Genomic DNA, 23,126 nt, shown 5'->3' with positions numbered 1-23,126 from the left:
GGCCGTTCCCGCTGTGCGACCGGGTCGTTCCCGGTGCTGTGTTCTAGCTCTGGTTGAAGAACCCGCCCTCTGCGATGCGGGCCTTGTCCTCCGCCGTGACATCGACGTTAGCAGGAGAGAGCAGGAACACCTTCTGCGTCACGCGCTCAATGCTGCCATGGAGACCGAAGACGAGTCCCGCGGCAAAGTCGACAAGTCGCTTCGCGTCCGTATCGTCCATCTCCGTGAGATTCATGATCACCGGAGTGCCCTCGCGGAAGTGTTCCCCGATGGTACGGGCCTCGTTGTAGGTCCTCGGGTGCAGCGTGGTGATGCGGTAAGGCTCCCGCTCCGACACGACCTTGGGCATGATCACGGGTGCGTTCTTCTCCAGGCTGGGACGTTCAGGTGTGATGGATGCCACGGGGGCGATTCGTGCCGGACGTCCGCTTTCCGCCGCTAGCGGAACCGGCTCGCGCTCGCGCTGCGCGGGCGGTTGGGGCACGCGCACGGGCTCTTCCCGCTCGGGCTGGTGTACGGGCTGGTGACGCCGGTGTTCACGCTCCGGCTCCGGCTCGGGTTCGAAATCATCGTCGGGGTCGAAGCCCCGGCCGTCGTACCCATCGTCCTCCACGAGGCCGAGGTAGACCGCCATCTTGCGCATCGCGCCGGCCATGCTCTGGGTCCTCCGCTCTGTGGTGGATCGGCCTCGTCACCAAGTGCCCTCGATCCACTGGGTCTGACCGCCTTTCGGCGGAAATGACCATATTTTCTGCTGTGGTCCGACTCGCTTCGCGACGTTACCCGGTCCGAGGTCGGTCTCCGAGTACCGCAGTACCGACGCGTACATGTGTCGCTCCCGCCGCTACCGCGTCCTCAAGGTCCGCGCTCATCCCCGCCGAGACCATGTTCGCAGCCGGATGGTCCGCCCGCAGGCGGGATGCCAATTCCAGCAACCGGTCGAACGCGGCCCGTTGCCGGCCCGCGTACGGACCGGCGAGCGGCGCCACGGTCATCAGACCGTCCAGCCGCAGCCCCGGTGCGCCGGCCACCGCGGCGGCCAACTCCTCGATCCCGTCGGGCGCCACACCGCCCCTCGCCCCACGCTCACCGGAACCGGCGTCGAGGGCGACCTGAAGCAGGCACCCGACCTCACGCTCCGTACGTACCGCCGCGGCGGAGAGCGCGGAGACAAGCTTGACACGATCGACAGATTGCACCACATGGGCGTAACTGGCTACGGAACGGACCTTGTTCGTCTGCAATTGACCCACAAAATGCCAGGTCAACGACAAATCTTCACAAGCCGCCGCCTTGGGGGCGGCGTCCTGGTCGCGGTTCTCCGCGACCTGCCGCACCCCGAGTTCATGGAGCAGCCGGACATCGCTCGCGGGATAGGTCTTGGTGACCACGATCAGGGTCACCTCCTCCCGCGCGCGGCCCGCGGCGGCGCAGGCGGCGGCGATCCGCCGCTCCACCGTCGCCAGATTTCCGGCGAGTTCGACCCTTCGGTCCGTCATGTCCTTCATATCCGTCATGTCTGTGCTGTCCATCAGGCCAGCCAGACATAGCCGGCGAGCCGGCCGGTCACGCGGTCGCGGCGGTACGAGTAGTGGTCGTCCGACTCCCGGGTGCAGATCTCCGAGCGGCGCCGGTCCCGTACGCCGAGGGACGCGAGCTGCGCGTGGACTCCGCCGACGACATCGACGGACGGGGTCCCCCAGCCGGTCTCGGCCGCGGCCTCCGGTACGACGGCGGCGACCTCGTCCCGCATCGCCGCCGGGACTTCGTAACAGCGCCCGCAGACGGCGGGGCCGGTGCGGGCGGTGATCCTGGCCGGTTCGGCGCCGAGCGAGACCATCGCCTCGACGGCGGCGGGGACGACGCCCGCGACCAGTCCGGGACGCCCCGCGTGCGCGGCGGCGGCGACCCCGGCGACCGGATCGGCCAGCAGGACGGGGACACAGTCCGCGGTGAGTACGGCGAGGGCGAGGCCGCGCCGTACGGTGACGACCGCGTCGACGGCCGGGATCTCCCCGTCCGTCCACGGTCCTTCGGTGACGGCGACGTCGCGGCCGTGCACCTGGTTCATCCAGACGACCCGGGCGGGGTCGATCTCCAGGGACTTCGCCGCGAGGTCGCGGTTGGCGCGTACGGCGGCGGAGTCGTCACCGACCGCGCCGCCGAGGTTGAGCTCACCGAACGGAGCGGCGCTCACTCCGCCCCACCGGTCGGTGAAGGCGAAGTGCGCGCCGCTCAGTTCTTCGTACTGTCGTATCACTTCAGGAAGTCCGGTACGTCCAGCTCCTCGGCCTGGCTGTCCGGGAACGGACGGGCCGGGGGAACCTGCGGCGGGTTGACCGTCGAGAGCGGCTTCTCGCCGACCGGGGTGGGGTCGACCCGGATCTGGCTCTCCTCACGCGGCGGCACCGTACCGAGCCCGCTCGCGGAGCGGCCGGTGTCGGCGGAGCGGTTCGGGGCCTGCTGCTCGTCGCGCTTGCCGGAGCCCGCGCCGAGCACGGTCTCGCGCCGCGTCGGCGGCTGTCCGCCGTCGAAGCCGGCCGCGATGACGGTGACCCGTACCTCGTCGCCCAGGGCGTCGTCGATGACGGCGCCGAAGATGATGTTGGCCTCGGGGTGGGCGGCCTCGCTGACCAACTGCGCGGCCTCGTTGATCTCGAAGAGACCGAGGTCGGATCCGCCGGAGATGGAGAGCAGGACCCCGCGGGCGCCGTCGATGGACGCCTCCAGGAGCGGCGAGGAGATCGCCATCTCCGCGGCGGCCACCGCGCGGTCGTCGCCGCGGGCGGACCCGATGCCCATGAGCGCCGAGCCGGCCTCGGACATCACGGACTTCACGTCGGCGAAGTCCAGGTTGATCAGCCCGGGGGTGGTGATGAGGTCGGTGATGCCCTGGACACCCGACAGCAGCACCTGGTCCGCGGACTTGAACGCGTCGAGCACGCTGACCTGGCGGTCCGAGATGGACAGCAGCCGGTCGTTGGGGATGACGATGAGGGTGTCGACCTCTTCGCGGAGTTCGGCGATGCCGTCCTCCGCCTGGTTGGCGCGGCGCCGGCCCTCGAAGGTGAACGGGCGGGTGACCACACCGATCGTCAGGGCGCCGAGCGAGCGCGCGATGTTGGCCACGACGGGCGCGCCGCCGGTGCCGGTGCCGCCCCCCTCGCCCGCGGTGACGAAGACCATGTCGGCCCCCTTGAGGACCTCCTCGATCTCCTCGCGGTGGTCCTCCGCCGCCTTGCGGCCGACCGCCGGGTTGGCGCCGGCGCCGAGGCCACGGGTGAGTTCCCGGCCGACGTCGAGCTTGACGTCGGCGTCGCTCATCAACAGGGCTTGCGCGTCCGTGTTGATCGCGATGAACTCGACGCCCTTGAGACCGACCTCGATCATTCGGTTGATGGCATTGACACCACCGCCGCCGACACCGATGACCTTGATGACTGCGAGGTAGTTCTGCGGTGCTGCCACGTCGAAGGCCTCTCGCCTCGATTTACGTGTCGTCGCGGCGCTGATGTGGCGCCGCGGCGACTGATGCCGATGGGACGGTCCGAAACGCCGACCCAAACCCTCACGTTGAAGTTCAGGGTTACCAGTGTGTCCGCTTCTTGGACTCTTCCGAACAGGACACTAAGTCGACAAGTGGCGCGCGTTCAACGAACACGCCGAACCTCCCGTTTTTCTTTTCACCCTATGTGATCACCCATAGCGCTGACCAACCAGGGTGCTGGCCAGCGCATATGCCCGTCAACTCCCCGAGGCGGCAGGTGCCGTGGGCGCGCTCACATCGAAGTGCGCCGCCTTGGGGACCGCTTTCATGAGGGCGGTGAGCGCACGCGCCTTGGCCGCGCCGTCCTCGCCGCTTCCCCACATCACCGTACGACCGCCGGTCAGCTCCAGGGAGACGGAATCGTACGAACGGACCTGGACGGCCCTGGTCTCCCTGGCTACCGGGGCGGGGAGTTCGCCGCGGACGGCCACCGCCTCACGCATCAGCCGCTCCGTTCCGAACCGACCGGAACCGGCCGATCGACCGACCGTCATTCTCAGTACGGGAACTCCGGCGGGCGCCTTGTCGACGGTCGCGAAACGGACACCATCGGCGTCCACTTCGATGAACTTCGCACCTTTTCCGATGAGCAGCGCGGGTTTACGTTCGATCACTTTCAGACTGATCCCGTCCGGCCACGACCGGGTGACATCGACGGAGTCGATCCGGGGGAGTTTCTGCCGCAGCCGGGATTGCACCGCGTCCGTGTCGACGGAGACCAGCGGCTCCCCGAGGGGGACCGCCGCCACCGACTCGACCTCGGCGCGGGAGAGCACCTCGATGCCGGAGGTGGTCACTTTCCCGACCCGGAGCCACTGGGAGCCGTAGAGCGCCCACAGGGCCCCGCCGGCCACCAGCGCGGCGGCGGCCACCGCGATCAGCAGCCGGGGTCGCGGCAGCCGGAACCGGCCGCCCCCGCCCCCTTCGCCAGGGTGGCCGGAGGCCGGCTTCGGTCGTGCGCCGCGCTCGGCGGTCGTCCCTCCGGCCACGCTGCTGCCTCCTGCCTCCCGCCTACGCCCTCCGGCGTGCGGCGATCGCCTCGTACACCATGCCGACCAGCAGATCGTCGGCGTCCCTGCGGCCGAACTCCGCCGCCGCGCGCGACATCTCGAACAGCCGGTGCGGATCGGCGAGCACGGGAAGCACCTGGCCCTGGATCCACTCGGGCGTCAGTTCCGCGTCGTCGACCAGCAGTCCGCCGCCGGCCTTCACCACCGGCTGGGCGTTGAGCCGCTGTTCACCGTTGCCGATGGGCAGCGGGACGTAGGCGGCGGGCAGTCCGACGGCGGAGAGTTCGGCGACGGTCATCGCGCCCGCGCGGCAGAGCATCATGTCGGCCGCGGCGTACGCGAGGTCCATCCGGTCGACATACGGTACCGGGATATAGGGCGGCATACCGGGCATGTTGTCCACGCGCGGCATTTCGTTCTTCGGTCCGACCGCGTGCAGGATCTGGATCCCGGAGCGCTGGAGCACGGGGGCGATCTGCTGGATCACCTCGTTGAGCCGGCGCGCGCCCTGCGAGCCGCCGGAGACCAGCAGCGTCGGCAGGTTGGGGTCGAGTCCGAAGGCGGCGCGCGCCTCGGGGCGCACCCGGGCGCGGTCGAGGGTGGCGATGGTACGGCGCAGCGGGATGCCGATGTAGCGGGCGTCCCGCAGCTTGCTGTCGGGGGTGGAGACGGCCACCGCGGCCGCGTACCGCGAGCCGATCTTGTTGGCGAGTCCGGGCCTGGCGTTGGCCTCGTGGACGATGATCGGCACCCCGAGCCGTTTGGCGGCGAGGTAGCCGGGCAGCGCGACATAGCCGCCGAAGCCGACGACACAGTCCGCCTTGGTGCGCTCCAGGATCTGCTCGGCGGCCTTGATGGTGCCGCGCAGCCGCCCCGGAACGGTGATCAGTTCGGGGGTGGGCTTACGCGGCAGCGGTACGGCGGGGATGAGCCCGAGTTCGTATCCGCGCTCGGGTACGAGCCTGGTCTCCAGTCCGCGCTCCGTGCCGAGGGCCGTGATCCCCACGGTGGGGTCCTGCCTGCGCAGGGCATCCGCGAGGGCGAGCGCGGGCTCGATGTGGCCGGCGGTCCCCCCACCGGCGAGTACGACATGCACCGAAATTCACCGCTCTCCGGACGGACGCTTCTTGACGCGCCGTCTCATCGTCTTCCAACTCACCCCGGGCCGCTTCCTGCCGAAGACAGGCTGCCGCATGGCCAGGGCCGCCTTCGCGGCGGGATCCTCCCGTGCGAACGCGATCAGCAGCCCGACCGCGAACATCGCCGGCAGCAGGGCCGACCCTCCGTAGGAGAACAGCGGGAGCGGGACTCCGGCGATCGGCAGCAGGCCGAGCACCGCACCGATGTTGATCACGGCCTGCACCGTGATCCAGGTGGTCACACCTCCCGCGGCATACCTCACGAAGGGGTCCTCCGTGCGTCCGGCCACGCGAATACCCGCATAGCCTAGAGCCGCGAACAGTGCGAGTACCGACAGCGTCCCCGCCAGCCCCAGTTCCTCCCCGGTGATGGCGAAAATGAAGTCGGTGTGCGGTTCGGGCAGTTGACCCCACTTTTCCACACTCGCGCCGAGGCCGGAACCGAACCATCCGCCGGAGGCGAGGGCGTAGATTCCATGGACCGCCTGCCAGCACTCCCCTTCGGGGCCCAGGTCCTTCGCGGCGATGCAGCCGAACCGGTCCAGTCGGTTCTGGCTGGTCTGGATGAGCATGACGCCGATCAGCCCGGCGACCCCGAGGACCCCGGCGAAGAGCCGGGTGGGGGCGCCGGCCAGCCAGAGCAGCCCGAAGAGGATCGCCGTGAGGATGATCGCGGTGCCCATGTCGCCGCCGAGCATGATCAGCCCGAGCAGCAGGAAGCCGCCGGGGACCAGCGGCACCAGGAGATGTTTCCACTGGGTCAGCAGCCGTTTGTCGTTCTTGCGGGCCAGCAGGTCGGCGCCCCACAGGACGAGGGCGAGTTTCGCGAACTCACTGGGCTGGAGCTGGAACGGGCCGCCGAGGTAGATCCAGTTCTGGTTGCCGTTGACGGACCGCCCTATCCCGGGGACCTGGACGAGCACCATCAGGAAGACGCTGGAGACCAGCATGGGGTACGAGAGGGCCCGGTGCAGTTTGACGGGCATCCGGGAGGCGGCCACCAGCAGTCCGGCGCCGAGGATCACCGCGAGGAACTGTTTGCGGAAGAAGTAGGTCGCCGGCAGCGAGTTCTGGAGGGCGTAGATCATCGACGCGGAGTAGACCATCACCAGGCCCAGCACGGTGATCAGCAGTCCGCTGCCGAGGATCAGGTAGTAGGCGGTGAGCGGCCGGTCCCAGGCCCGCCTCAGCCGCTCGTAGAGGCGTCTGGTGCGGGCGCCGCGGGGCGGGCGGGGGGCGCGGCCCGCGGCACCGCGCCGGGCTGCGGGGGGCCTGCGTACGGCGGCGCCGGGCGCCCTGCCGCGGAGTGCGGGCACTCCCCCGGGCGCGGGCACCGCCGCGAAGCCCCAGTGGGTCACCGCGGGTCCGCGTTCCCGGTCCGCGGTGTCGTCGGCCGGCATCGTCGCTGTCCCCTCCAGTCGTGCCCGGCGCGGCCGTCACGGCTGTCGCGGAGGTCGCGGCGTTCGGCGGGCCGGGGCGTGTTCGGCGGGGCCGCCGCTGTCGCGGCCCCGGGAACAGTTCAGCACGGCGCGGGGGCCGGACCGGTCAGGCGGGCTCATCCAGGGCGTGTACGGCGTCGGCGAACGCCTCGCCCCGCTTGTTGTAGTTGACGAACATGTCCATCGAGGCACAGGCGGGGGCCATCAGGACCGTGTCCCCCGGCCGCGCGAGCCGTGCCGCTTCGCGAACCGCCGCCGACATCGCCCCAGTGTCCGTCCGGTCGAGGTCCACGACCGGGACTTCGGGGGCGTGTCGCGCGAGTGCTTCGCGGATCAGGGCCCGGTCGGCGCCGATCAGGACCACACCGCGCAGCCGTCGCGCGGACGCGCCGACCAGTTCGTCGAAGGAGGCGCCCTTGGCGAGGCCGCCCGCGATCCAGACGATCGGGTCGTACGCCGCGAGGGAGGCCTCCGCGGCGTGCGTGTTGGTGGCCTTGGAGTCGTCGACGTAGGTGACGCCGCCGATCTCGGCGACGCGCTCGATGCGGTGCGGGTCCGGGCGGAACGCGCGCAGTCCGTCGCGTACGGCGGCGGGTTCGACCCCGTACGCGCGGGCGAGGGCGGCGGCGGCAAGCGCGTTGGCGATGTTGTGCGGGGCCGGCGGGTTCACGTCGGAGACCTGGGCCAGCTCCTGGGCCTGCTCGCGGCGGTTCTCCACGAAGGCCCGGTCGACCAGGATGCCGTCCACGACGCCCAGTTGGGAGGGGCCCGGCGTCCCCAGCGTGAAGCCGATCGCCCGGCAGCCCTCCTCGACGTCGGCGGCGCGGACCAGGTCCTCGGTGGCCGGGTCGGCCGCGTTGTAGACGCAGGCGACCGTGTTGCCCTCGTAGACACGGCCCTTGTCGGCGGCGTACGCCTCCATGGAGCCGTGCCAGTCGAGATGGTCGGGCGCGAGGTTGAGCACGGCCGCGGAGTGGGCGCGCAGGCTCGGCGCCCAGTGGAGCTGGTAGCTGGACAGCTCGACGGCGAGGACGTCGTACGTCTCCTCGCCGGTGACGGCGTCCAGCAGCGAGACGCCGATGTTGCCGACGGCGGCCGTGCGCAGCCCCGCGGCGGTCAGGATCGAGGCGAGCATCCTGACCGTCGTGGTCTTGCCGTTGGTGCCGGTGACGGCGAGCCAGGGGGCCGCCCCTGGCCCCCGCAGCCGCCAGGCCAGTTCGACATCGCCCCAGATCTCCACGCCGGCCGCCGCGGCGGCCGTGAAGAGGGGTTTGCCGGGCTGCCAGCCGGGGGCCGTGACGATCAGCTCGGTGGCCTCGGGCAGGGTCGCCCCGTCGCCGAGGCGCACCGTCACGCCGAGCTTCTCCAGTTCGGCGGCCTGGGCGCGGGCCCGCTCGTCGTCCGAGTCGTTGACCACGGTGACGACGGCGCCGAGACCGTGCAGCACCCGGGCCGCCGGGATCCCGGAGACCCCGAGACCCGCGACGGTGACCCGCTTGCCCTGCCAGTTCACTTCTCTGCCGCCCAGCCCGCGTAGAAGAGTCCGAGACCGACGATGACGCACATGCCCTGGATGATCCAGAAGCGGACCACCACAAGGACTTCCGACCACCCCTTGAGTTCGAAGTGGTGCTGGAGCGGTGCCATACGGAATACGCGCTTGCCGGTCATCTTGAAGGAGCCGACCTGGATGACCACCGACATGGTGATCATCACGAAGAGGCCGCCGAGAACGGCCATCAGGATTTCCGTACGGGAGAGGATCGCGAGACCGGCGATCGCGCCGCCGAGCGCGAGCGATCCGGTGTCCCCCATGAAGATCTTGGCGGGCGAGGTGTTCCACCACAGGAAGCCGAAGCAGGAGCCCATCAGGGCGGAGGCGACGACCGCGAGGTCGAGTGGATCTCGTACCTCGAAACAGGCGTTGGGGTTGGTCAGGGTCAGCGCGTTGGCGCAGGACTCCTGGAACTGCCACAGCCCGATGAACGTGTACGCGCCGAAGACCATCACCGAGGCGCCGGTGGCAAGGCCGTCCAGACCGTCCGTCAGGTTCACGCCGTTGGACATGGCGAGGATCATGAACAGCGCCCAGACCACGAAGAGCACCGGGCCGATGGACCAGCCGAAGTCCGCGACGAACGACAGCTTGGTGGAGGCCGGGGTGTTGCCGCGGTAGTCGGCGAACTGGAGCGAGAGCACCGCGAAGGCGATGCCGACGATGAGCTGGCCCGCCATCTTGGCCTTGGCGCGCAGTCCCAGCGACCGCTGCTTCACGATCTTGATGTAGTCGTCGAGGAACCCGACGAGCCCCATCCCCCCCATCAGGAACAGGACGAGGAGACCGGAGAAGGACGGGGTCTCGCTGGTGAGCACCTTCGCCAGGGCGTACGCGATGAGCGTGGCCAGGATGAAGGCGATGCCGCCCATCGTGGGCGTGCCCTTCTTGCTGCCGTGGGTACGGGGGCCGTCGTCCCGGATGAACTGCCCGTACCCCTTCCTCGCCAGCAGCTTGATCAGCAGCGGAGTGCCGATCAGGGTGAGGAAGAGCCCGATGGCTCCCGCGAAGAGGATCTGCCTCATCGGCCGGCGACCTCGCCCTCGGTGGCGTTCTCCAGCAGTGCCTGGGCGACCTTTTCGAGGCCGACCGACCTGGAAGCCTTCACCAGCACGACGTCTCCCGGACGCAGTTCCCTGCGCAACAGGTCGATCGCCGCCCGCGCGTCGGACACGTGCACCGACTCCTCACCCCACGAACCCTCGTTGTAAGCGCCCAATCGCAGCCAGGACGCTTCCCTGCCCCCGACTGCCACGAGCTTGCTGACGTTGAGCCGGACGGCGAGCCGTCCGACCGCGTCGTGCTCGGCGAGCGACGTGTCACCCAGCTCGGCCATCTGCCCGAGCACCGCCCACGTACGGCTCCCCTCGGGCCGTGAGGCACCACCCATGGCGACCAGCGCGCGGAGCGCCGCTCTCATGGATTCGGGGTTCGCGTTGTAGGCGTCGTTGACGATCGTCACGCCGTCCGAGCGCTCGGTGACCTCCATACGCCAGCGGGAGAGGGTTCCCGCCTCGGAGAGCGCCACGGCGATCTCGTCGACGGACATGCCCAACTCATGGGCGACGGCGGCCGCGGCGAGCGCGTTCGACACGTGGTGCTCACCGTACAGCCGCAGGGTCACCTCGCTGCACCCGGAGGGTGTTCGAAGGCTGAACGCGGGCTGTCCGGTGGCTGTGAGGCGGACGTTCTCTGCCTGTACGTCTGCTTCGCCCGACTCCCCGAAGAGCACGACGCGCGCCTTTGTGCGCGACGCCATGGCGCGAACCAGTGGGTCGTCGGCGTTGAGCACGGCCACTCCGCCGTCGGCGGCTGACGGCAGGGACTCGACCATTTCGCCCTTGGCCTGGGCGATCTGTTCCCGGCCGCCGAACTCGCCGATGTGCGCGGTGCCGACGTTCAGGACGAGTCCGACGATGGGCGGGACGAGTCCGGTGAGGTAGCGGATGTCCCCGATGTAGCGGGCGCCCATTTCGAGGACGAGGAAGCGGGTGTCCTCCTCCGCGCGGAGTGCCGTGATGGGCAGCCCGATCTCGTTGTTGAGGTTGCCGTCCGGCCAGACCGTGGGGCCCGCGCGCCGCAGGAGCTGCGCGATCAGGTCCTTGGTGCTGGTCTTTCCGGCCGAACCGGTCAGCGCGACGGTGGTGGCGCCGAGGCGCTTGACCACGGTGCGCGCGAGGGCGCCGAGGGCCTGGACGACATCGTCGACGACGATGGCGGGCACGCCGACGGGGCGGGTGGCCAGTACGGCCACCGCGCCCGTCTCGACGGCGCGCCGCGCGTAGTCGTGGCCGTCGACGCGGTCGCCCGCGAAGGCGGCGAAGAGGCCGCCCGGCTCGACGGCGCGGGAGTCGTACACGACCGGTCCTGTGACGCGGACGGCCGGATCCGGTATGTCGTGCGGCTGCCCGCCGACGATGGCGGCGATCTCGGCGAGGGAGAGGGCGATCACTGGGTCATCCCTGACTGTTGTTCTCGTTGCGGGGCGCGGTAGGGCGGGCACTGCTCGCCGGGGTCTGCGTCGTGGCGCAGGGAGCGCTCGATGGCCTCGCGCAGGACCTGGCGGTCGTCGAAGGCGCGTACCACTCCGGCGACGTCCTGGCCCTGCTCATGGCCCTTGCCTGCGACCAGTACGGTGTCGTCGGCCCCGGCGCGGGCGACGGCCGCGGCGATGGCGGCGGCCCGGTCCGCGTCGACCAGGACGTCGCCGCGCTCGTGGACGGGGACCTCGGCCGCGCCCGCGAGCATCGCGGCGAGGATCGCCAGCGGGTCCTCGCCGCGCGGGTTGTCGGAGGTGAGGACGGCGGTGTCGGCGAGGCGGGCGGCGGCGGCGCCCATCGGCCCGCGTTTGGTCCGGTCGCGGTCCCCGCCGCAGCCGAGGACGATGTGGACCTTGCCCTTGGTGACCTTGCGCAGGGAGCGCAGCACCGATTCGACGGCGTCGGTCTTGTGCGCGTAGTCGACGACGGCGAGGTACGGCTGTCCGGCGTCCACGCGCTCCAGCCGGCCCGGTACGCCGGGGACGGCGGCGATGCCGTCGGCGGCCGTCTGCGGGTCGATCCCGGCCACGGCCAGGGTGACGATCGCGGCGAGGGTGTTGGCGACGTTGAACGGTCCCGGCAGCGGCGCCTCGGCGGTGACGCGCTCGCCGCGCGGGCCGACGGCGGTGAAGGTGGAGCCGTGCGAGCCGACATGGACGTCCTCGGCGCGCCAGTCGGCGTCCGGGTGGCCCTCGGCGGAGAAGGTCGTGACGGGGACGCCGGACTCCTCGGAGAGCCTGCGGCCGTACGCGTCGTCGACGTTCACGACGCCGGTCCTGCTGCGCTCGGGGGTGAACAGCCGCGCCTTGGCCTGGAAGTAGTCCTCCATGTCGGAGTGGAACTCCATGTGCTCCGGGCTGAGGTTGTTGAAGACGGCGACGTCGAAGACGCAGCCGTCGACCCGGCCGAGCACGAGGGCGTGGCTGGAGACCTCCATGGCGACCGAGCGGACACCGCGTTCGCGCATGACCGCGAAGAGCGCCTGGAGGTCGGTGGCCTCGGGGGTGGTGCGCTCCGACTTGAGGCGCTCGTCCTCGATGCGCGTCTCCACGGTGCCGATGAGGCCCGTACGGTGGCCGGCGCCGCGCAGTCCGCCCTCGACGAGGTAGGCCGTGGTGGTCTTGCCCGAGGTGCCGGTGATGCCGATCTGGAGCAGATCGGTGCCGGGGTTCCCGTAGATCGCGGCGGCCAGTTCGCCCATGCTGCCGCGCGGGTCGGGCACGGTGAGGACGGGCAGCCCGGTGGCGGCGGCGCGGTCGGTGCCGGAGGGGTCCGTGAGGATCGCGACGGCTCCGAGGTCCGCGGCCTGGCCGGCGAAGTCCGCCCCGTGGAGGCGGGCGCCGGGGAGCGCGGCGTACACGTCCCCGAGGCGCACGGCGCGCGAGTCGTGGGTGATCCCGGTGGCTTCGCCGGGTCCCGCCGCCGTGGCGCCCGGTGCCTCGGTGCCCAGCAGGGCGGCCAGCTCGGCGAGGGAGGTCGGGCGGACCCGGTCCGGACGGGGCGTCCCCGGAGTGTTCACAGGGGCGTCCTTGGAGGGGGTTCGGTACTGATCAGCTTGTGGCACGGCGGTGAGCGTACCGGTGTGGGCGGGCGCCGGGCCACGTGAGGCGGGCCGGTGCGGGGGCGGTTCCGGGTGGTTCCCGGAACCGGGGGTGATCGTTGTCACTGGGACTTTCCCTGGGGTCACTCGCCGGGTTTGAAGCTGACCGGCAGCCGGGCGGGTTTGCTGCCGGTCGGTTCGACCCGCAGTGTCTTGAGAGCGAACTCCATGACCTTCTTGTAGATGGGGCCGCAGATCTGTCCGCCGAAGTAACTGCCGCTCGTGGGGTTCTGGATGGCGCAGTAGACGGTGATCTGCGGGTCGTCGGCGGGCGCGAAGCCGGCGAAGGAGGCGGTGTAGCCCTTGTAGACGCCGAGCTTCGGGTCGACCCGGTTGGCCGTACCGGTCTTGCCCGCGATGCGGTAGCCGGGGACCTGGGCCTTGGTTCCGGTGCCCTCCACGTCGGCGACGACCGACTCCAGCATGGTGGCCACCGTCGTGGCGGTCTTCTCGCTGACCACCCGGGTCTTCTTGGGCGCGGGCGCCGCGGTGAAGCGGTTGTCGGGGCCGTTGGTGCCGCGGATCAGGGTGGGTTCGATCCGTACGCCGCCGTTGGCGATGGTCGAGTAGACCGAGGCGGCCTGCATGGCGTTGAGGGAGAGGCCCTGGCCGAAGGGGATCGTGTACTGCTGGGAGGTGGACCAGTCCTGCGGCGGGGCCAGGATGCCGCGGGTCTCGCCGGGGTAGCCGAGGCCGGTGGGCTGTCCGATGCCGAACTTGTCGAGGTACGAGTGGAGGACCTTGTTGGCCTCGGGCTGGGTCTTGCCGAGCTGCCCGGTGGCCAGGATGGTGCCGATGTTGCTGGACTTGGCGAGGACGCCGTTGAGCGTCAGGTACCAGGTGGGGTGGTCGATGTCGTCCTTGAAGAGCCGGTCGCCGCGGTGCAGCCGGTTGGGGACGACGACATGGGTGCCGGGGGTGGCGGCCTCCTCCTCCAGTACGGCGGCCATGGACATGACCTTGGCGGTGGAGCCGGGCTCGTACGCGTCCTGGAGCGCCGCGTTGCCCATGGAGGCGGAGTTGGCCTGGGAGAGGTTGTTGGGGTCGAAGCCGGGGGCGTTGGCCATGGCGAGGACCTCGCCGGTCCTGGTGTTCTGGACCACCACGTAGCCGCGGTCGGCCTTGGACTCCTTCACCTGGTCGGCGATGGCCTGCTGGGCCGCCCACTGGATGTCCCGGTCGATGGTCAGCTCGATGTCCGAGCCGGGTACGGCGGGCGTCTCACGGGAGCTGGCGGTGGGGACCCGGCGTCCGCCGGACTGGGCGTAGGTGACCTTGCCGTCCTTGCCGGCGAGTTCCGTGTCGAGCATGGATTCGATGCCGCCTCCGCCGCGCCCCGCGGCGTTGACGTATCCGAGTATCCCGGCGGCGAGGTCGCCGTTGGGGTAGACCCGCTTGCTGCTGGTCTCCTGGAAGACGCCCGCCAGCACGCTGACGGCGCCGTCGGCGGACTTCTGCTTGCTCGCCTTCTCGGCGAGCACCCGCTTGAGGTCCTTGATCTGGTTCCAGACCTGCGGGGTCTGGCGGCGGGCCAGCACCGCGTAGCGGGACTTGGGGGTCCTGAGCTTCTTGGCGAGGTCGCCGGTGTCGGCGCCGAGGATCGGCGCGAGCAGCGCGGCGGCCTGTTCGGGGGCGTCGGGGACCTTGCTGAATTCGGGGGTGAACATCGACGGGTCGGCGGTGATGTCGTACGCGTCGTCACTGGTGGCGAGCGCGACGCCGGAGCGGTCGGTGATCTGGCCGCGCTCGGCGGCGATGGTGTGGCTGAGGTAGCGGCTCTTCTCCGCCTTGGCGGCGTACGCGCTGGCGTCGACGGCCTGCACCTGGAGCAGCCGGACGACGAACACCAGCATGACGAGCGTCAGGCCGAGGCCGACCAGCCGGAGCCGGGGGCGGGGGCTGCCGAGCTGGATCCTGCGTGGGGCGCGGGAGCCGTTACGGGGCCGGCGCGGCGCGGGGCGGGCGGCCGGGCGGGGCGGGGTGCGGGGGCGTCCGCCGCTGCCGGAGCGTGCGGGGCCCGGCACCCGGCGGCGCGGTGGGTCCTTGGGGGGCACTGCGTCACCTGCCGGAGGTCGTCGGGGCCGGCGTACCGGACGCCGGTGCGGGGGACGGCGGGGGCTCCTCCACGGCGGAGGGCCGCGGGGAGAGTTGCGCGGAGGGCTGGGCCGACGGCCGGTCCGCGGCGCCGGGCACGCCGCGCACCGTACCGTCCGGATCGAGGAAGGCCGGGCTGCCACCGGGCACCATGCCCAGCTCGCGGGCGCGCCGCTCCAGGGCGTACGGGGCGGAGAGGTCGTCCACGTCGCGTTGCAGCGCCTGCTGCTCGTCGGTGAGGTCGGTGGTGCGCTTCTTCAGGTCGGTGAGCCGGAACGAGCCTTCGCTGAGCGCGGAGTTCAGCAGCAGCAGGGCGATCAGGCCGCCGCCGAGGAGCAGCACGACCAGCAGGACGAAGGGGGTGCGGGCCGCCGAGCTGTTCCCGGCGGGCAGCACCTGGGCGAGGCGGGCGGCCCGCCCCTTCAGCTGCCTGCCCGGCCCCCTGGTCACAGGACGTCCTCCCGGATCCGCTGCGCCCCCCGCAGCCGGGCGGGGGCCGCGCGGCGGTTCTCCGCGACCTCTTCCTCGGTGGGGAGTTCGGCGCCGCGGGTGAGCAGCTTCAGCCGGGGCTGGTAGCGCTCGGGGACGACGGGCAGGCCGGGCGGCGCCGTGTTGGCGGCGCCGGCCGCGAAGACCTGCTTGACCAGGCGGTCTTCCAGCGAGTGGTACGAGAGGACCGCGATCCGGCCGCCGACGGCGAGGCTCCGTACGGCGGCGGGGACCGCCCGTTCCAGGACGGGGAGTTCGCCGTTGACCTCGATACGCAGGGCCTGGAAGGTGCGCTTGGCGGGGTTGCCGCCGGTGCGCTTGGCGGCCTGCGGGAGGGCGTCACGGATCAGCTCGACGAGCCGGGCGCTGCGGCTGAAGGGCTCCTTGTCGCGCTCCCTGACGACCGCGGACACGATGCGTTTGGCCTGCTTCTCCTCGCCGTAGGCGCGCAGGATACGGACCAGTTCGCCGGGCGGGTAGGTGTTGAGGACCTCGGCGGCGCTGACGCCGGTCGTCTGGTCCATCCGCATGTCGAGCGGCGCGTCCTGGGCGTACGCGAAGCCGCGGTCGGCCTCGTCGAGCTGCATGGACGAGACGCCCAGGTCGAAGAGGACGCCCTGGACGCGGGGGATGGACAGCCGGTCGAGCACGTCGGGCAGTTCGTCGTAGACGGCGTGCACGAGAGTGGCCCGGTCCCCGTAGGCCGCGAGGCGTTCGCCGGAGAGCCGCAGCGCCTCCTGGTCGCGGTCGAGCGCGACGAGCCGCGCGGCGGGGAAGGTGGCGAGCAGCGCCTCACTGTGTCCGCCGAGGCCGAGGGTGCAGTCGACGACGACGGCCCCGGGCTCGGCGAGGGCGGGGGCCAGCAGGTCGAGGCACCGCTGGAGCATCACCGGTACATGCCGGACCTGGTTCATGCGCCCTCTCAAGTACGGACGGTCGTACGTACCGCCGAGCGGGAAGGGGCCGAGCCGCACGTACGCCGCGTTATGCGGGAAAATTCGGGATGCGTTCTGGCACGTGTTCAGGGTGTGTCCGTGAACTTCGCGCCACTTTAGTCCACGCTTCCCGGTGGTCCCGGGCCACCCGGCCGGTCAGCGCGTCGCGGGGCGGCCGGGCCGGCGGTCGGCGAACGCCGATCCTCACTCGTCCGGCCGCACGCCGCTCCGCCCTGTGGGTTAGCTCACACCACGCCGCGATGACGTTCTTTGTCCCCTCTCACAGCGGGCTTCCCGCGCCGGTGACGACTAACGTCACAGGTATGCCGACTTCCGCACATCTCCCCGCAGAGCCCTCAGGGGCCCCCGCCGGTGCGGCCCGCTCCGGCGGTACCGTCACCGATCGCCTCGTCGACGCGAACAGCGCGTACGCGGCCGGATTCACGGATCCGGGCATGGACGCCCGCCCTGTGCTCCGGGTCGCCGTGGTCGCGTGCATGGACGCCAGGCTCGACCTCCACGACGCGCTGGGCCTCTCGCTCGGCGACTGTCACACCATCCGTAACGCGGGTGGTGTCGTCACTGACGACGTGATCCGTTCCCTCACCATCAGCCAGCGGGCGCTGGGCACGCGCAGCGTGGTCCTGATCCACCACACCGGCTGCGGTCTGGAGAGCCTCACCGAGGAGTTCCGGCACGAGCTGGAGATGGAGGTCGGCCAGCGTCCCGCGTGGGCCGTCGAGGCGTTCCGCGATGTCGACCAGGACGTGCGTCAGTCGATGCGGCGCGTACGGACCTCGCCGTTCCTCCCGCACACCGACGACGTCCGCGGCTTCGTCTTCGACGTGACGACCGGACTGCTGCGGGAAATCGACACCGCGGACTGAGCAGGACCGCCCCGTCCTCCCGTACGTAGGGAACGGGGGCGCCGACCAGCCCCCCGAAAACGGCAAAGCGGATATAACCCACCGACTTATCCACAGGCGGATGACACGAAGCGGTAACGGCGACGAGAATGCGTGTGGGGCACCGCTCCGGGACCTCCCGGAGACGGTGTCCGTGTTTCGGGGAGGGCCGGGCCGTCTGATTCGCTTCGGCCCGTTGAAAGGGCCGAGGAGGGCCGGGTGACGACCTATGACGATCGAGCGAGCCTCACAGATCTGACCACCACAGCGGAGCGTGTGCGCGCATCGGTGGAGGGTGTGATCGAGGGCAAGCCTGAGGTCGTACGGCTTTCGCTGACCGTGCTCCTCGCCGAGGGCCATCTTCTGATCGAGGATGTCCCCGGCGTGGGCAAGACCATGCTGGCCAAAGCGCTCGCGCGCTCCATCGACTGTTCGGTGCGGCGTATTCAGTTCACCCCCGATCTGCTGCCGTCGGACATCACCGGGGTGTCCATCTACGACCAGCAGCAGCGGGACTTCGAGTTCAAACCGGGTGCGATCTTCGCGCAGATCGTGATCGGCGACGAGATCAACCGCGCCTCGCCCAAGACCCAGTCGGCGCTGCTGGAATCCATGGAGGAGCGCCAGGTCACCATCGACGGGCAGACCTACGAACTGCCCAGCCCGTTCATGGTGGTGGCCACCCAGAACCCGGTCGAGATGGAGGGCACCTACCCTCTCCCGGAGGCGCAGCGCGACCGCTTCATGGCCCGGGTGTCGATCGGTTACCCGAGCGCCGAGGCCGAGTTGCAGATGCTGGACGTGCACGGCGGGATCTCGCCGCTGGACGACCTCCAGCCGGTGGCGCACGCCCACGACATCGTCAAGCTGATCGACGCCGTGCGCACGGTCCATGTCGCCGAGTCCGTACGGCGGTACGCGGTCGAGCTGGTCGCGGCGACCCGTACGCACGCGGATCTCAGACTCGGCGCCTCGCCGCGCGCCACGCTCCATCTGCTGCGTGCGGCGAAGGCCGCGGCGGCGCTCGCCGGACGGGAGTACGCGCTCCCCGACGACGTGCAGTCACTGGCGTCGGCGGTGCTGGCGCACCGGCTGCTGCCCACGGCCCAGGCCCAGTTGAACCGGCGTACGGCGGAGCAGGTCGTCCAGGACATCCTCCAGCGGACCCCGGTGCCCACGGCGGACGGCGGGCGGACCACCACGGGCCGCCCGGTGGTCGGCGGGCCCGCCGGGCCCGGTGGCACGCTCTTCGGCCAGCAGTCCGGCGTCCGGCGGCTGTGATGGCGTCCGGGGGGCCGGCCGCCGGGGACGGCGAGGAGAAGGGCGGGGCGCGGGCCGCCCTGTCCGGGCTGACCACCCGCGGCCGGTCGTTCCTCGCGGCCGGGATCGCCGCCGCCGTCTGCGCCTACGTGCTCGGCCAGTCGGATCTGCTGCGGGTGGGGCTGCTGCTCGCCGTGCTGCCGCTGATCTGCGTGGCGGTCCTGTACCGCACGCGCTACCGGGTGGCCGGCAGCAGGCGGCTGGCGCCGTCGCGGGTCCCGGCGGGGGCCGAGGCCCGGGTGCATCTGCGGATGGACAACGTCACGCGGCTGCCCACGGGGCTGCTGATGCTCCAGGACCATGTGCCGTACGTGCTGGGGCCGCGCCCCCGGTTCGTGCTGGACCGGGTGGAGCCGGGGGGCCGCCGTGAGGTGTCCTACCGCGTCCGCTCCGATCTGCGCGGACGCTATCCGCTCGGGCCGCTCCAGCTCCGGCTGAGCGATCCGTTCGGGATGTGCGAGCTGACCCGCTCGTTCAGCGCGTTCGACATCCTCACGGTCATCCCGCGCACCGAACCGCTGCCGCCGGTGCGGCTCGCGGGCGAGGCGGCGGGCCACGGCGACGGGCGCCAGCGCTCGCTGGCACTGGCCGGTGACGACGACGTGATCCCGCGGGGGTACCGGCACGGCGACGATCTGCGCCGGGTGCACTGGCGCTCGACGGCCCGTTACGGCGAGCTGATGGTGCGCCGCGAGGAACAGCCGCAGCGGGCGCGCTGCACGGTCCTGCTGGACACCCGGCGGACCGCCTACCAGGGTTCGGGGCCCGACTCGGCCTTCGAGTGGGCGGTGTCCGGGGCGGCCTCCGCGCTGGTGCACATGCTGGAACGGGGCTTCGCGGTACGGCTGCTGACGGACACCGGCGGTTCGGTGCCCGGCGAGGGCTCCGAGGGCTTCGCCGGGGCCACCCAGGACTCCGCGGACTCGGCCGGGCTGATGATGGACACGCTCGCGGTCGTCGACCACTCCGACGAGGCGGGCCTCTCGCGCTCGTACGACGTGCTGCGTGGCTCCACCGAGGGGCTGCTGGTGGCGTTCTTCGGCGATCTGGACGAGGAGCAGACGGCGGTGGCCGCCCGGATGCGGCAGCGCAGCGGCGCGGCCGTCGCCTTCGTCCTCGACTCCTCCGGCTGGGCGCAGGGCCCGAGGGACGGCGCCGAGGTCGGGACACGGCTGCGGCAACTGCGTGAGACGGGGTGGACGGCCCTGGCCGTGCCCTCCGGGGCGGCGCTGCCCGACCTGTGGCGGCAGGCCGGCCGCCAGCACGCGGAATCGGCCGTCGCGGGCGGTTCGACAGGCTTCTCCGGAGGATGGTCATGAGCGGTCACGGAAGGCTGGCGCTGTGTGCCTTCGCCGCCACGCTGATGGCGGCGGGCGCGCTGACCCCGCTGATCGAGTCGTCCACCTGGCTGGTGCAGTGCGCGTTCATGGTGGGCGTCGTGAGCGGGGTGGGGGCGCTGGCCCGGCGGATTCCGCTGGCGCGGGCGCTGACCGTCGTTCTCCAGGCGGTCACCGTCATGCTGCTGCTCACCCTGGTCTTCGCCAAGGAGCAGGCCCTGTTCGGCTTCGTGCCGACGCCCGACGCGGTGCGGGAGTTCGGCCGGCTGCTGACCTCGGGCGGCGACGACGTCGGGCGGTACGCGATACCGGCCCCGGCGACCGAGGGCATCCGGCTGATGCTGATCGGCGGCGTGCTGGTGATCGGTCTCGCGGTGGACGCGATCGCGGTGACCTTCCGCAGCGCCGCCCCGGCCGGGCTGCCGCTGCTCGCGCTGTACTCGGTCGCGGCGGGGCTCTCCGGCGGGGCCGGGGGGTGGCTGTGGTTCCTGCTGGCCGCCACCGGCTATCTGCTGCTCCTGCTGGCCGAGGGCCGGGACCGGCTCTCCCAGTGGGGCCGGGTCTTCGGGGGCGCGCCACGCCCCGGGGGCCGGTTCTCGTCGGTCTTCGACCCGAACGGGCGGGCCCCGGTCCGCACGGGCCGCAGGATCGGTGCGGTGGCGCTGGGCGTCGCGCTCGCGGTCCCGGCGGCCCTGCCCGCGCTGGACGGCGGGCTGCTGGCCGGGGCGGGCGCCGGGAACGGCTCGGGGGTGGGCGGCGGGGGCACGATCTCCGCGGTCAACCCGCTGGTGTCGCTCCAGGACAATCTGAACCAGCCGGAGGACCGCGAGGCGCTGCGCTACCGGACGAACGCGAAGGAGACGCAGGACCTGTATCTGCGGATCATGGCGCTGGACAAGTTCGACGGCACGTCCTGGCGGTTCTCGCAGCGCAACGTGGAGGACGTACCGGGCACGCTGCCCTCCGCCCCCGGGCTGCGCGGCGAGGTCGACACCACGGAGATCACGACCACGATCTCCGCCGCGGGCTGGTACCGGCAGAACTATCTGCCGATGCCCTACCCGGCCTCCAAGGTGAAGATCGACGGACGCTGGCGCTTCGAGCCCACGGGCCGGACGCTGGTGGGCGACCGGGGCCAGTCGACACGGGGCGCGCGCTACGAGGTCACCAGTCTCCAGGTGACGCCCAGCAGGCAGCAGCTCGCCTCGGCGCCCGCGGCCCCGTCGGCGCTGCGCCGTGAGTACACCCAGGTGCCCTCGGTGCTGCCGGAGATCGTCAGGTCGACGGCGCGGGAGATCACCGCGGGGGCGGCGAACGACTACGAGAAGGCCGTCAAGCTCCAGGACTGGTTCGCGCTGGACGGCGGCTTCACGTACAACACCGCCGTCGACTCGGGCACCGGCGTCACGGCGATCACCCGCTTCCTGCGGAACAGGGAAGGTTTCTGCGTCCATTTCTCCTTCGCGATGGCGGCGATGGCCCGCACGCTGGGCATCCCGGCGCGGGTCGCGGTGGGCTTCACCCCGGGCACCCCGCAGTCGGACGGTTCGATGTCGGTCGGCCTGCGGGACGCGCACGCCTGGCCCGAGCTGTACTTCGAGGGGGTCGGCTGGACCCGCTTCGAGCCGACGCCGAGCCGGGGCAGCACCCCCGACTACACCCTCCCGGAGGCCCCGACCGACACTCCGAGCGACACGGCCAGTGCGGGCACGGACACCTCGGCCGCGCCGTCCACGGCGCCGTCGGCCTCGGAGAGCTGCCCGGCGCAGGCCCAGCGGCTGGGCGAGTGCGACCCGGCGGCGGATGCGGGCGCACTGCCGCCGACCGACCGGGGCACCCCGGTGGGGACCGTGCTCGCCGTGGTGGCGGGCGCACTCGCGGTACTGCTGCTGCCGCTGCTGCCCCTGCTGTGGCGGACCCGGGTCAGGGCGCGGCGGTTCTCCTCCGGCGGGCGGACGCCGCAGGACGCCACGGCCAAAACGCTCGCGGCCTGGCGCGAGGTCGTCGATACGGCGTGGGACCACGGCATACCACCGGACGAGTCGGGTACCCCCAGGAAGACGGCCGACCGGATCGTGCGGCTGGGCCGTCTCGACGGTGCGGCGGCCGAGGCGGTGCACCGGGTGGCCGGGTCCGTGGAACAGGTGCTGTACGCGCCGGTGCCCCGGCCCGGGGTGGGGCTCGCCGAGGACGCCCGGCTGATCCGGCAGGGTCTGAGCGCGTCGGCCGACCGGAGGAAGCGGCTGCGCGCACTCCTCGCGCCTCGCTCGTCCGTTCGGGTGATCTGGTATGCGTCGGACCGCCTGCGTACGGTCGCCGCGCGCTGGACGGACCGCCGTCTGGAGCTGACCCGCCGGATGGCGCTGGCCACGGCCCGTCTACGGCCGTCCCGGCAACGGGGCTGAGGGGCGGGGCCCACAGGACTCTGCCCGTCCGTACGGACGGGCAGAGCAGACGGGTGTAGCAGACGGAGACGGCTGAGGGGCGGACGCTTCAAGCGTCCGCCCCTCAGCCGTACTGTCACGCGTCCTGTCCGGCTCTGCTGCCCCGGTCCCGCTGTCGCTCGGTGAAGCCGAGCGGCGGGGCCGGTACTACTGGCCCTGCTCGTCGCGGCGACGCTGCCACCGCTGCTCGATCCGGTTCATCATGGAACGGCGCTGTCTCGATGGGCGACGGTCGGCGGGTGCGCCGCCCGCCGCCTGCTGCTCACCTGGTTTGGGCGCTTTGCGCCAACCGGTGACCGCCAGGACCGCACAGCCCAGCATGACGAGGAACCCCACCACGCTGATCCAGATCTGCTGGGCGACCATTCCGGCCATGAGGAGCGCGATACCCACCAGGAAGCCTGCGACTGCCTGGTAGACCCGTCGCCGGGTGTATGTACGCAGCCCGCTTCCCTCAAGCGCTGTCGCGAACTTGGGATCTTCGGCGTACAGCGCTCGCTCCATTTGCTCGAGCATTCGCTGCTCGTGCTCCGAGAGCGGCACGGAGTCCTCCTAGTCGTCGGTCGCGGGGGGCGACCGGTATGCGGCTCCTTCAAGGATAGGCAGGGAATCGCCCCCGTGAAACCCGCCCTCAACGCCAAATCGCCATTCCGGGCCGCCATGTCGGCTCGGCCGCTGAGGCGTTGATTCCCCAACCATCGATCCGTCATGCCGGATGGTGTACTCCGATCATACGGCGCCCGGAGCCCCGCTGGGGGGCCTGTGGCGCACT

19 protein-coding genes are annotated in these 23,126 nt (G+C 71.4%); 4 read left to right on the top strand and 15 right to left on the bottom strand.

From position 1 onward, the window contains the following. Positions 1–43: 43 nt before the first annotated feature. From ACIQ7D_RS32155 to rsmH, 14 genes are all read right to left on the bottom strand, one after another. On the bottom strand, positions 44–655 hold the full coding sequence (locus ACIQ7D_RS32155) for a cell division protein SepF (protein WP_329826037.1): 612 nt from the start codon (positions 653–655) through the stop codon (positions 44–46). A 124-nt stretch (positions 656–779) separates the two neighbouring features. Beyond that, complete coding sequence (locus ACIQ7D_RS32150) at positions 780–1,499, bottom strand: YggS family pyridoxal phosphate-dependent enzyme (protein ID WP_403943800.1); 720 nt, start codon at positions 1,497–1,499, stop codon at positions 780–782. A gap of 32 nt (positions 1,500–1,531) precedes the next feature. Further along, the gene (pgeF, locus tag ACIQ7D_RS32145; protein ID WP_403943716.1) at positions 1,532–2,260 is read right to left on the bottom strand and encodes a peptidoglycan editing factor PgeF; all 729 of its coding nucleotides are present in this window, start codon (positions 2,258–2,260) and stop codon (positions 1,532–1,534) included. After that, positions 2,257–3,468, bottom strand: a complete 1,212-nt coding sequence (gene ftsZ, locus ACIQ7D_RS32140) for a cell division protein FtsZ (protein WP_403943714.1) — start codon at positions 3,466–3,468, stop codon at positions 2,257–2,259. The genes pgeF and ftsZ overlap by 4 nt, the downstream gene beginning before the upstream one ends. Positions 3,469–3,744: 276 nt before the next feature. Beyond that, the gene (locus ACIQ7D_RS32135; protein ID WP_403943712.1) at positions 3,745–4,536 is read right to left on the bottom strand and encodes a cell division protein FtsQ/DivIB; all 792 of its coding nucleotides are present in this window, start codon (positions 4,534–4,536) and stop codon (positions 3,745–3,747) included. 22 nt (positions 4,537–4,558) lie between these two features. After that, on the bottom strand, positions 4,559–5,653 hold the full coding sequence (murG, locus tag ACIQ7D_RS32130) for an undecaprenyldiphospho-muramoylpentapeptide beta-N-acetylglucosaminyltransferase (RefSeq protein WP_385003047.1): 1,095 nt from the start codon (positions 5,651–5,653) through the stop codon (positions 4,559–4,561). A 6-nt stretch (positions 5,654–5,659) separates the two neighbouring features. Further along, positions 5,660–7,096, bottom strand: coding sequence for a putative lipid II flippase FtsW (gene ftsW, locus ACIQ7D_RS32125; RefSeq protein WP_403943710.1), 1,437 nt, complete (start codon positions 7,094–7,096; stop codon positions 5,660–5,662). Positions 7,097–7,241: 145 nt separating this feature from the next. Beyond that, a complete protein-coding gene (gene murD / locus ACIQ7D_RS32120) occupies positions 7,242–8,648 on the bottom strand; it encodes a UDP-N-acetylmuramoyl-L-alanine--D-glutamate ligase (protein WP_403943708.1) in 1,407 nt (468 codons plus the stop codon). After that, a complete protein-coding gene (gene mraY, locus ACIQ7D_RS32115; protein ID WP_403943705.1) occupies positions 8,645–9,715 on the bottom strand; it encodes a phospho-N-acetylmuramoyl-pentapeptide-transferase in 1,071 nt (356 codons plus the stop codon). The genes murD and mraY overlap by 4 nt, the downstream gene beginning before the upstream one ends. Then, complete coding sequence (gene murF, locus ACIQ7D_RS32110; RefSeq protein ID WP_403943704.1) at positions 9,712–11,142, bottom strand: UDP-N-acetylmuramoyl-tripeptide--D-alanyl-D-alanine ligase; 1,431 nt, start codon at positions 11,140–11,142, stop codon at positions 9,712–9,714. The genes mraY and murF overlap by 4 nt, the downstream gene beginning before the upstream one ends. After that, on the bottom strand, positions 11,139–12,896 hold the full coding sequence (locus tag ACIQ7D_RS32105; protein WP_403943702.1) for a UDP-N-acetylmuramoyl-L-alanyl-D-glutamate--2,6-diaminopimelate ligase: 1,758 nt from the start codon (positions 12,894–12,896) through the stop codon (positions 11,139–11,141). The genes murF and ACIQ7D_RS32105 overlap by 4 nt, the downstream gene beginning before the upstream one ends. 17 nt (positions 12,897–12,913) lie before the next feature. Continuing rightward, positions 12,914–14,884, bottom strand: coding sequence for a peptidoglycan D,D-transpeptidase FtsI family protein (locus ACIQ7D_RS32100; RefSeq protein ID WP_403943700.1), 1,971 nt, complete (start codon positions 14,882–14,884; stop codon positions 12,914–12,916). Positions 14,885–14,888: 4 nt separating this feature from the next. Next, a complete protein-coding gene (locus ACIQ7D_RS32095) occupies positions 14,889–15,374 on the bottom strand; it encodes a cell division protein FtsL (RefSeq protein WP_403943698.1) in 486 nt (161 codons plus the stop codon). Next, entirely contained in the window at positions 15,371–16,327 is a 957-nt protein-coding gene (gene rsmH / locus ACIQ7D_RS32090; RefSeq protein WP_403943799.1) for a 16S rRNA (cytosine(1402)-N(4))-methyltransferase RsmH, read from the bottom strand. The genes ACIQ7D_RS32095 and rsmH overlap by 4 nt, the downstream gene beginning before the upstream one ends. Positions 16,328–16,608: 281 nt before the next feature. Between rsmH and ACIQ7D_RS32085 the strand changes: the two genes are divergently transcribed. The 4 genes from ACIQ7D_RS32085 (at position 16,609) to ACIQ7D_RS32070 (ending at position 22,315) form a co-directional block, all read left to right on the top strand. Beyond that, positions 16,609–17,235 carry a beta-class carbonic anhydrase gene (locus ACIQ7D_RS32085; protein ID WP_403943696.1) on the top strand — a complete coding sequence of 209 codons (627 nt, stop codon included), beginning with the start codon at positions 16,609–16,611 and terminating at the stop codon, positions 17,233–17,235. Between the two features lie 237 nt (positions 17,236–17,472). Continuing rightward, positions 17,473–18,534, top strand: a complete 1,062-nt coding sequence (locus ACIQ7D_RS32080) for an AAA family ATPase (RefSeq protein ID WP_403943693.1) — start codon at positions 17,473–17,475, stop codon at positions 18,532–18,534. Continuing rightward, positions 18,534–19,892 carry a DUF58 domain-containing protein gene (locus ACIQ7D_RS32075; protein WP_403943691.1) on the top strand — a complete coding sequence of 453 codons (1,359 nt, stop codon included), beginning with the start codon at positions 18,534–18,536 and terminating at the stop codon, positions 19,890–19,892. The genes ACIQ7D_RS32080 and ACIQ7D_RS32075 overlap by 1 nt, the downstream gene beginning before the upstream one ends. Continuing rightward, entirely contained in the window at positions 19,889–22,315 is a 2,427-nt protein-coding gene (locus ACIQ7D_RS32070) for a DUF3488 and DUF4129 domain-containing transglutaminase family protein (protein WP_403943688.1), read from the top strand. The genes ACIQ7D_RS32075 and ACIQ7D_RS32070 overlap by 4 nt, the downstream gene beginning before the upstream one ends. Before the next feature lie 186 nt (positions 22,316–22,501). On the opposite strand, the gene ACIQ7D_RS32065 is transcribed toward ACIQ7D_RS32070, so the two are convergent. After that, positions 22,502–22,897 (bottom strand): DUF3040 domain-containing protein, encoded by a 396-nt coding sequence (locus ACIQ7D_RS32065; RefSeq protein ID WP_403943686.1) that lies wholly within the window; start codon positions 22,895–22,897, stop codon positions 22,502–22,504. Between the last annotated feature and the right edge of the window lie 229 nt (positions 22,898–23,126).

Origin of the sequence: Streptomyces sp. NPDC096310 (assembly GCF_044763125.1) — a bacterium.
In the GTDB taxonomy this organism is placed as follows: Bacteria; Actinomycetota; Actinomycetes; order Streptomycetales; family Streptomycetaceae; genus Streptomyces.
This window is presented reverse-complemented; position numbering and strand designations above follow the sequence as displayed.

Excerpts from the sequence above, each read along its gene's own strand:
- ACIQ7D_RS32155 (WP_329826037.1), bottom strand. The coding sequence starts at position 655 with ATGGCCGGCGCGATGCGCAAGATGGCGGTCTACCTCGGCCTCGTGGAG.
- ACIQ7D_RS32150 (WP_403943800.1), bottom strand. The coding sequence starts at position 1,499 with ATGACGGACCGAAGGGTCGAACTCGCCGGAAATCTGGCGACGGTGGAG.
- ftsW (WP_403943710.1), bottom strand. The coding sequence starts at position 7,096 with ATGCCGGCCGACGACACCGCGGACCGGGAACGCGGACCCGCGGTGACC.
- mraY (WP_403943705.1), bottom strand. The coding sequence starts at position 9,715 with ATGAGGCAGATCCTCTTCGCGGGAGCCATCGGGCTCTTCCTCACCCTG.
- rsmH (WP_403943799.1), bottom strand. The coding sequence starts at position 16,327 with ATGAACCAGGTCCGGCATGTACCGGTGATGCTCCAGCGGTGCCTCGAC.
- ACIQ7D_RS32085 (WP_403943696.1), top strand. The coding sequence starts at position 16,609 with ATGACGTTCTTTGTCCCCTCTCACAGCGGGCTTCCCGCGCCGGTGACG.
- ACIQ7D_RS32075 (WP_403943691.1), top strand. The coding sequence starts at position 18,534 with ATGGCGTCCGGGGGGCCGGCCGCCGGGGACGGCGAGGAGAAGGGCGGG.
- ACIQ7D_RS32070 (WP_403943688.1), top strand. The coding sequence starts at position 19,889 with ATGAGCGGTCACGGAAGGCTGGCGCTGTGTGCCTTCGCCGCCACGCTG.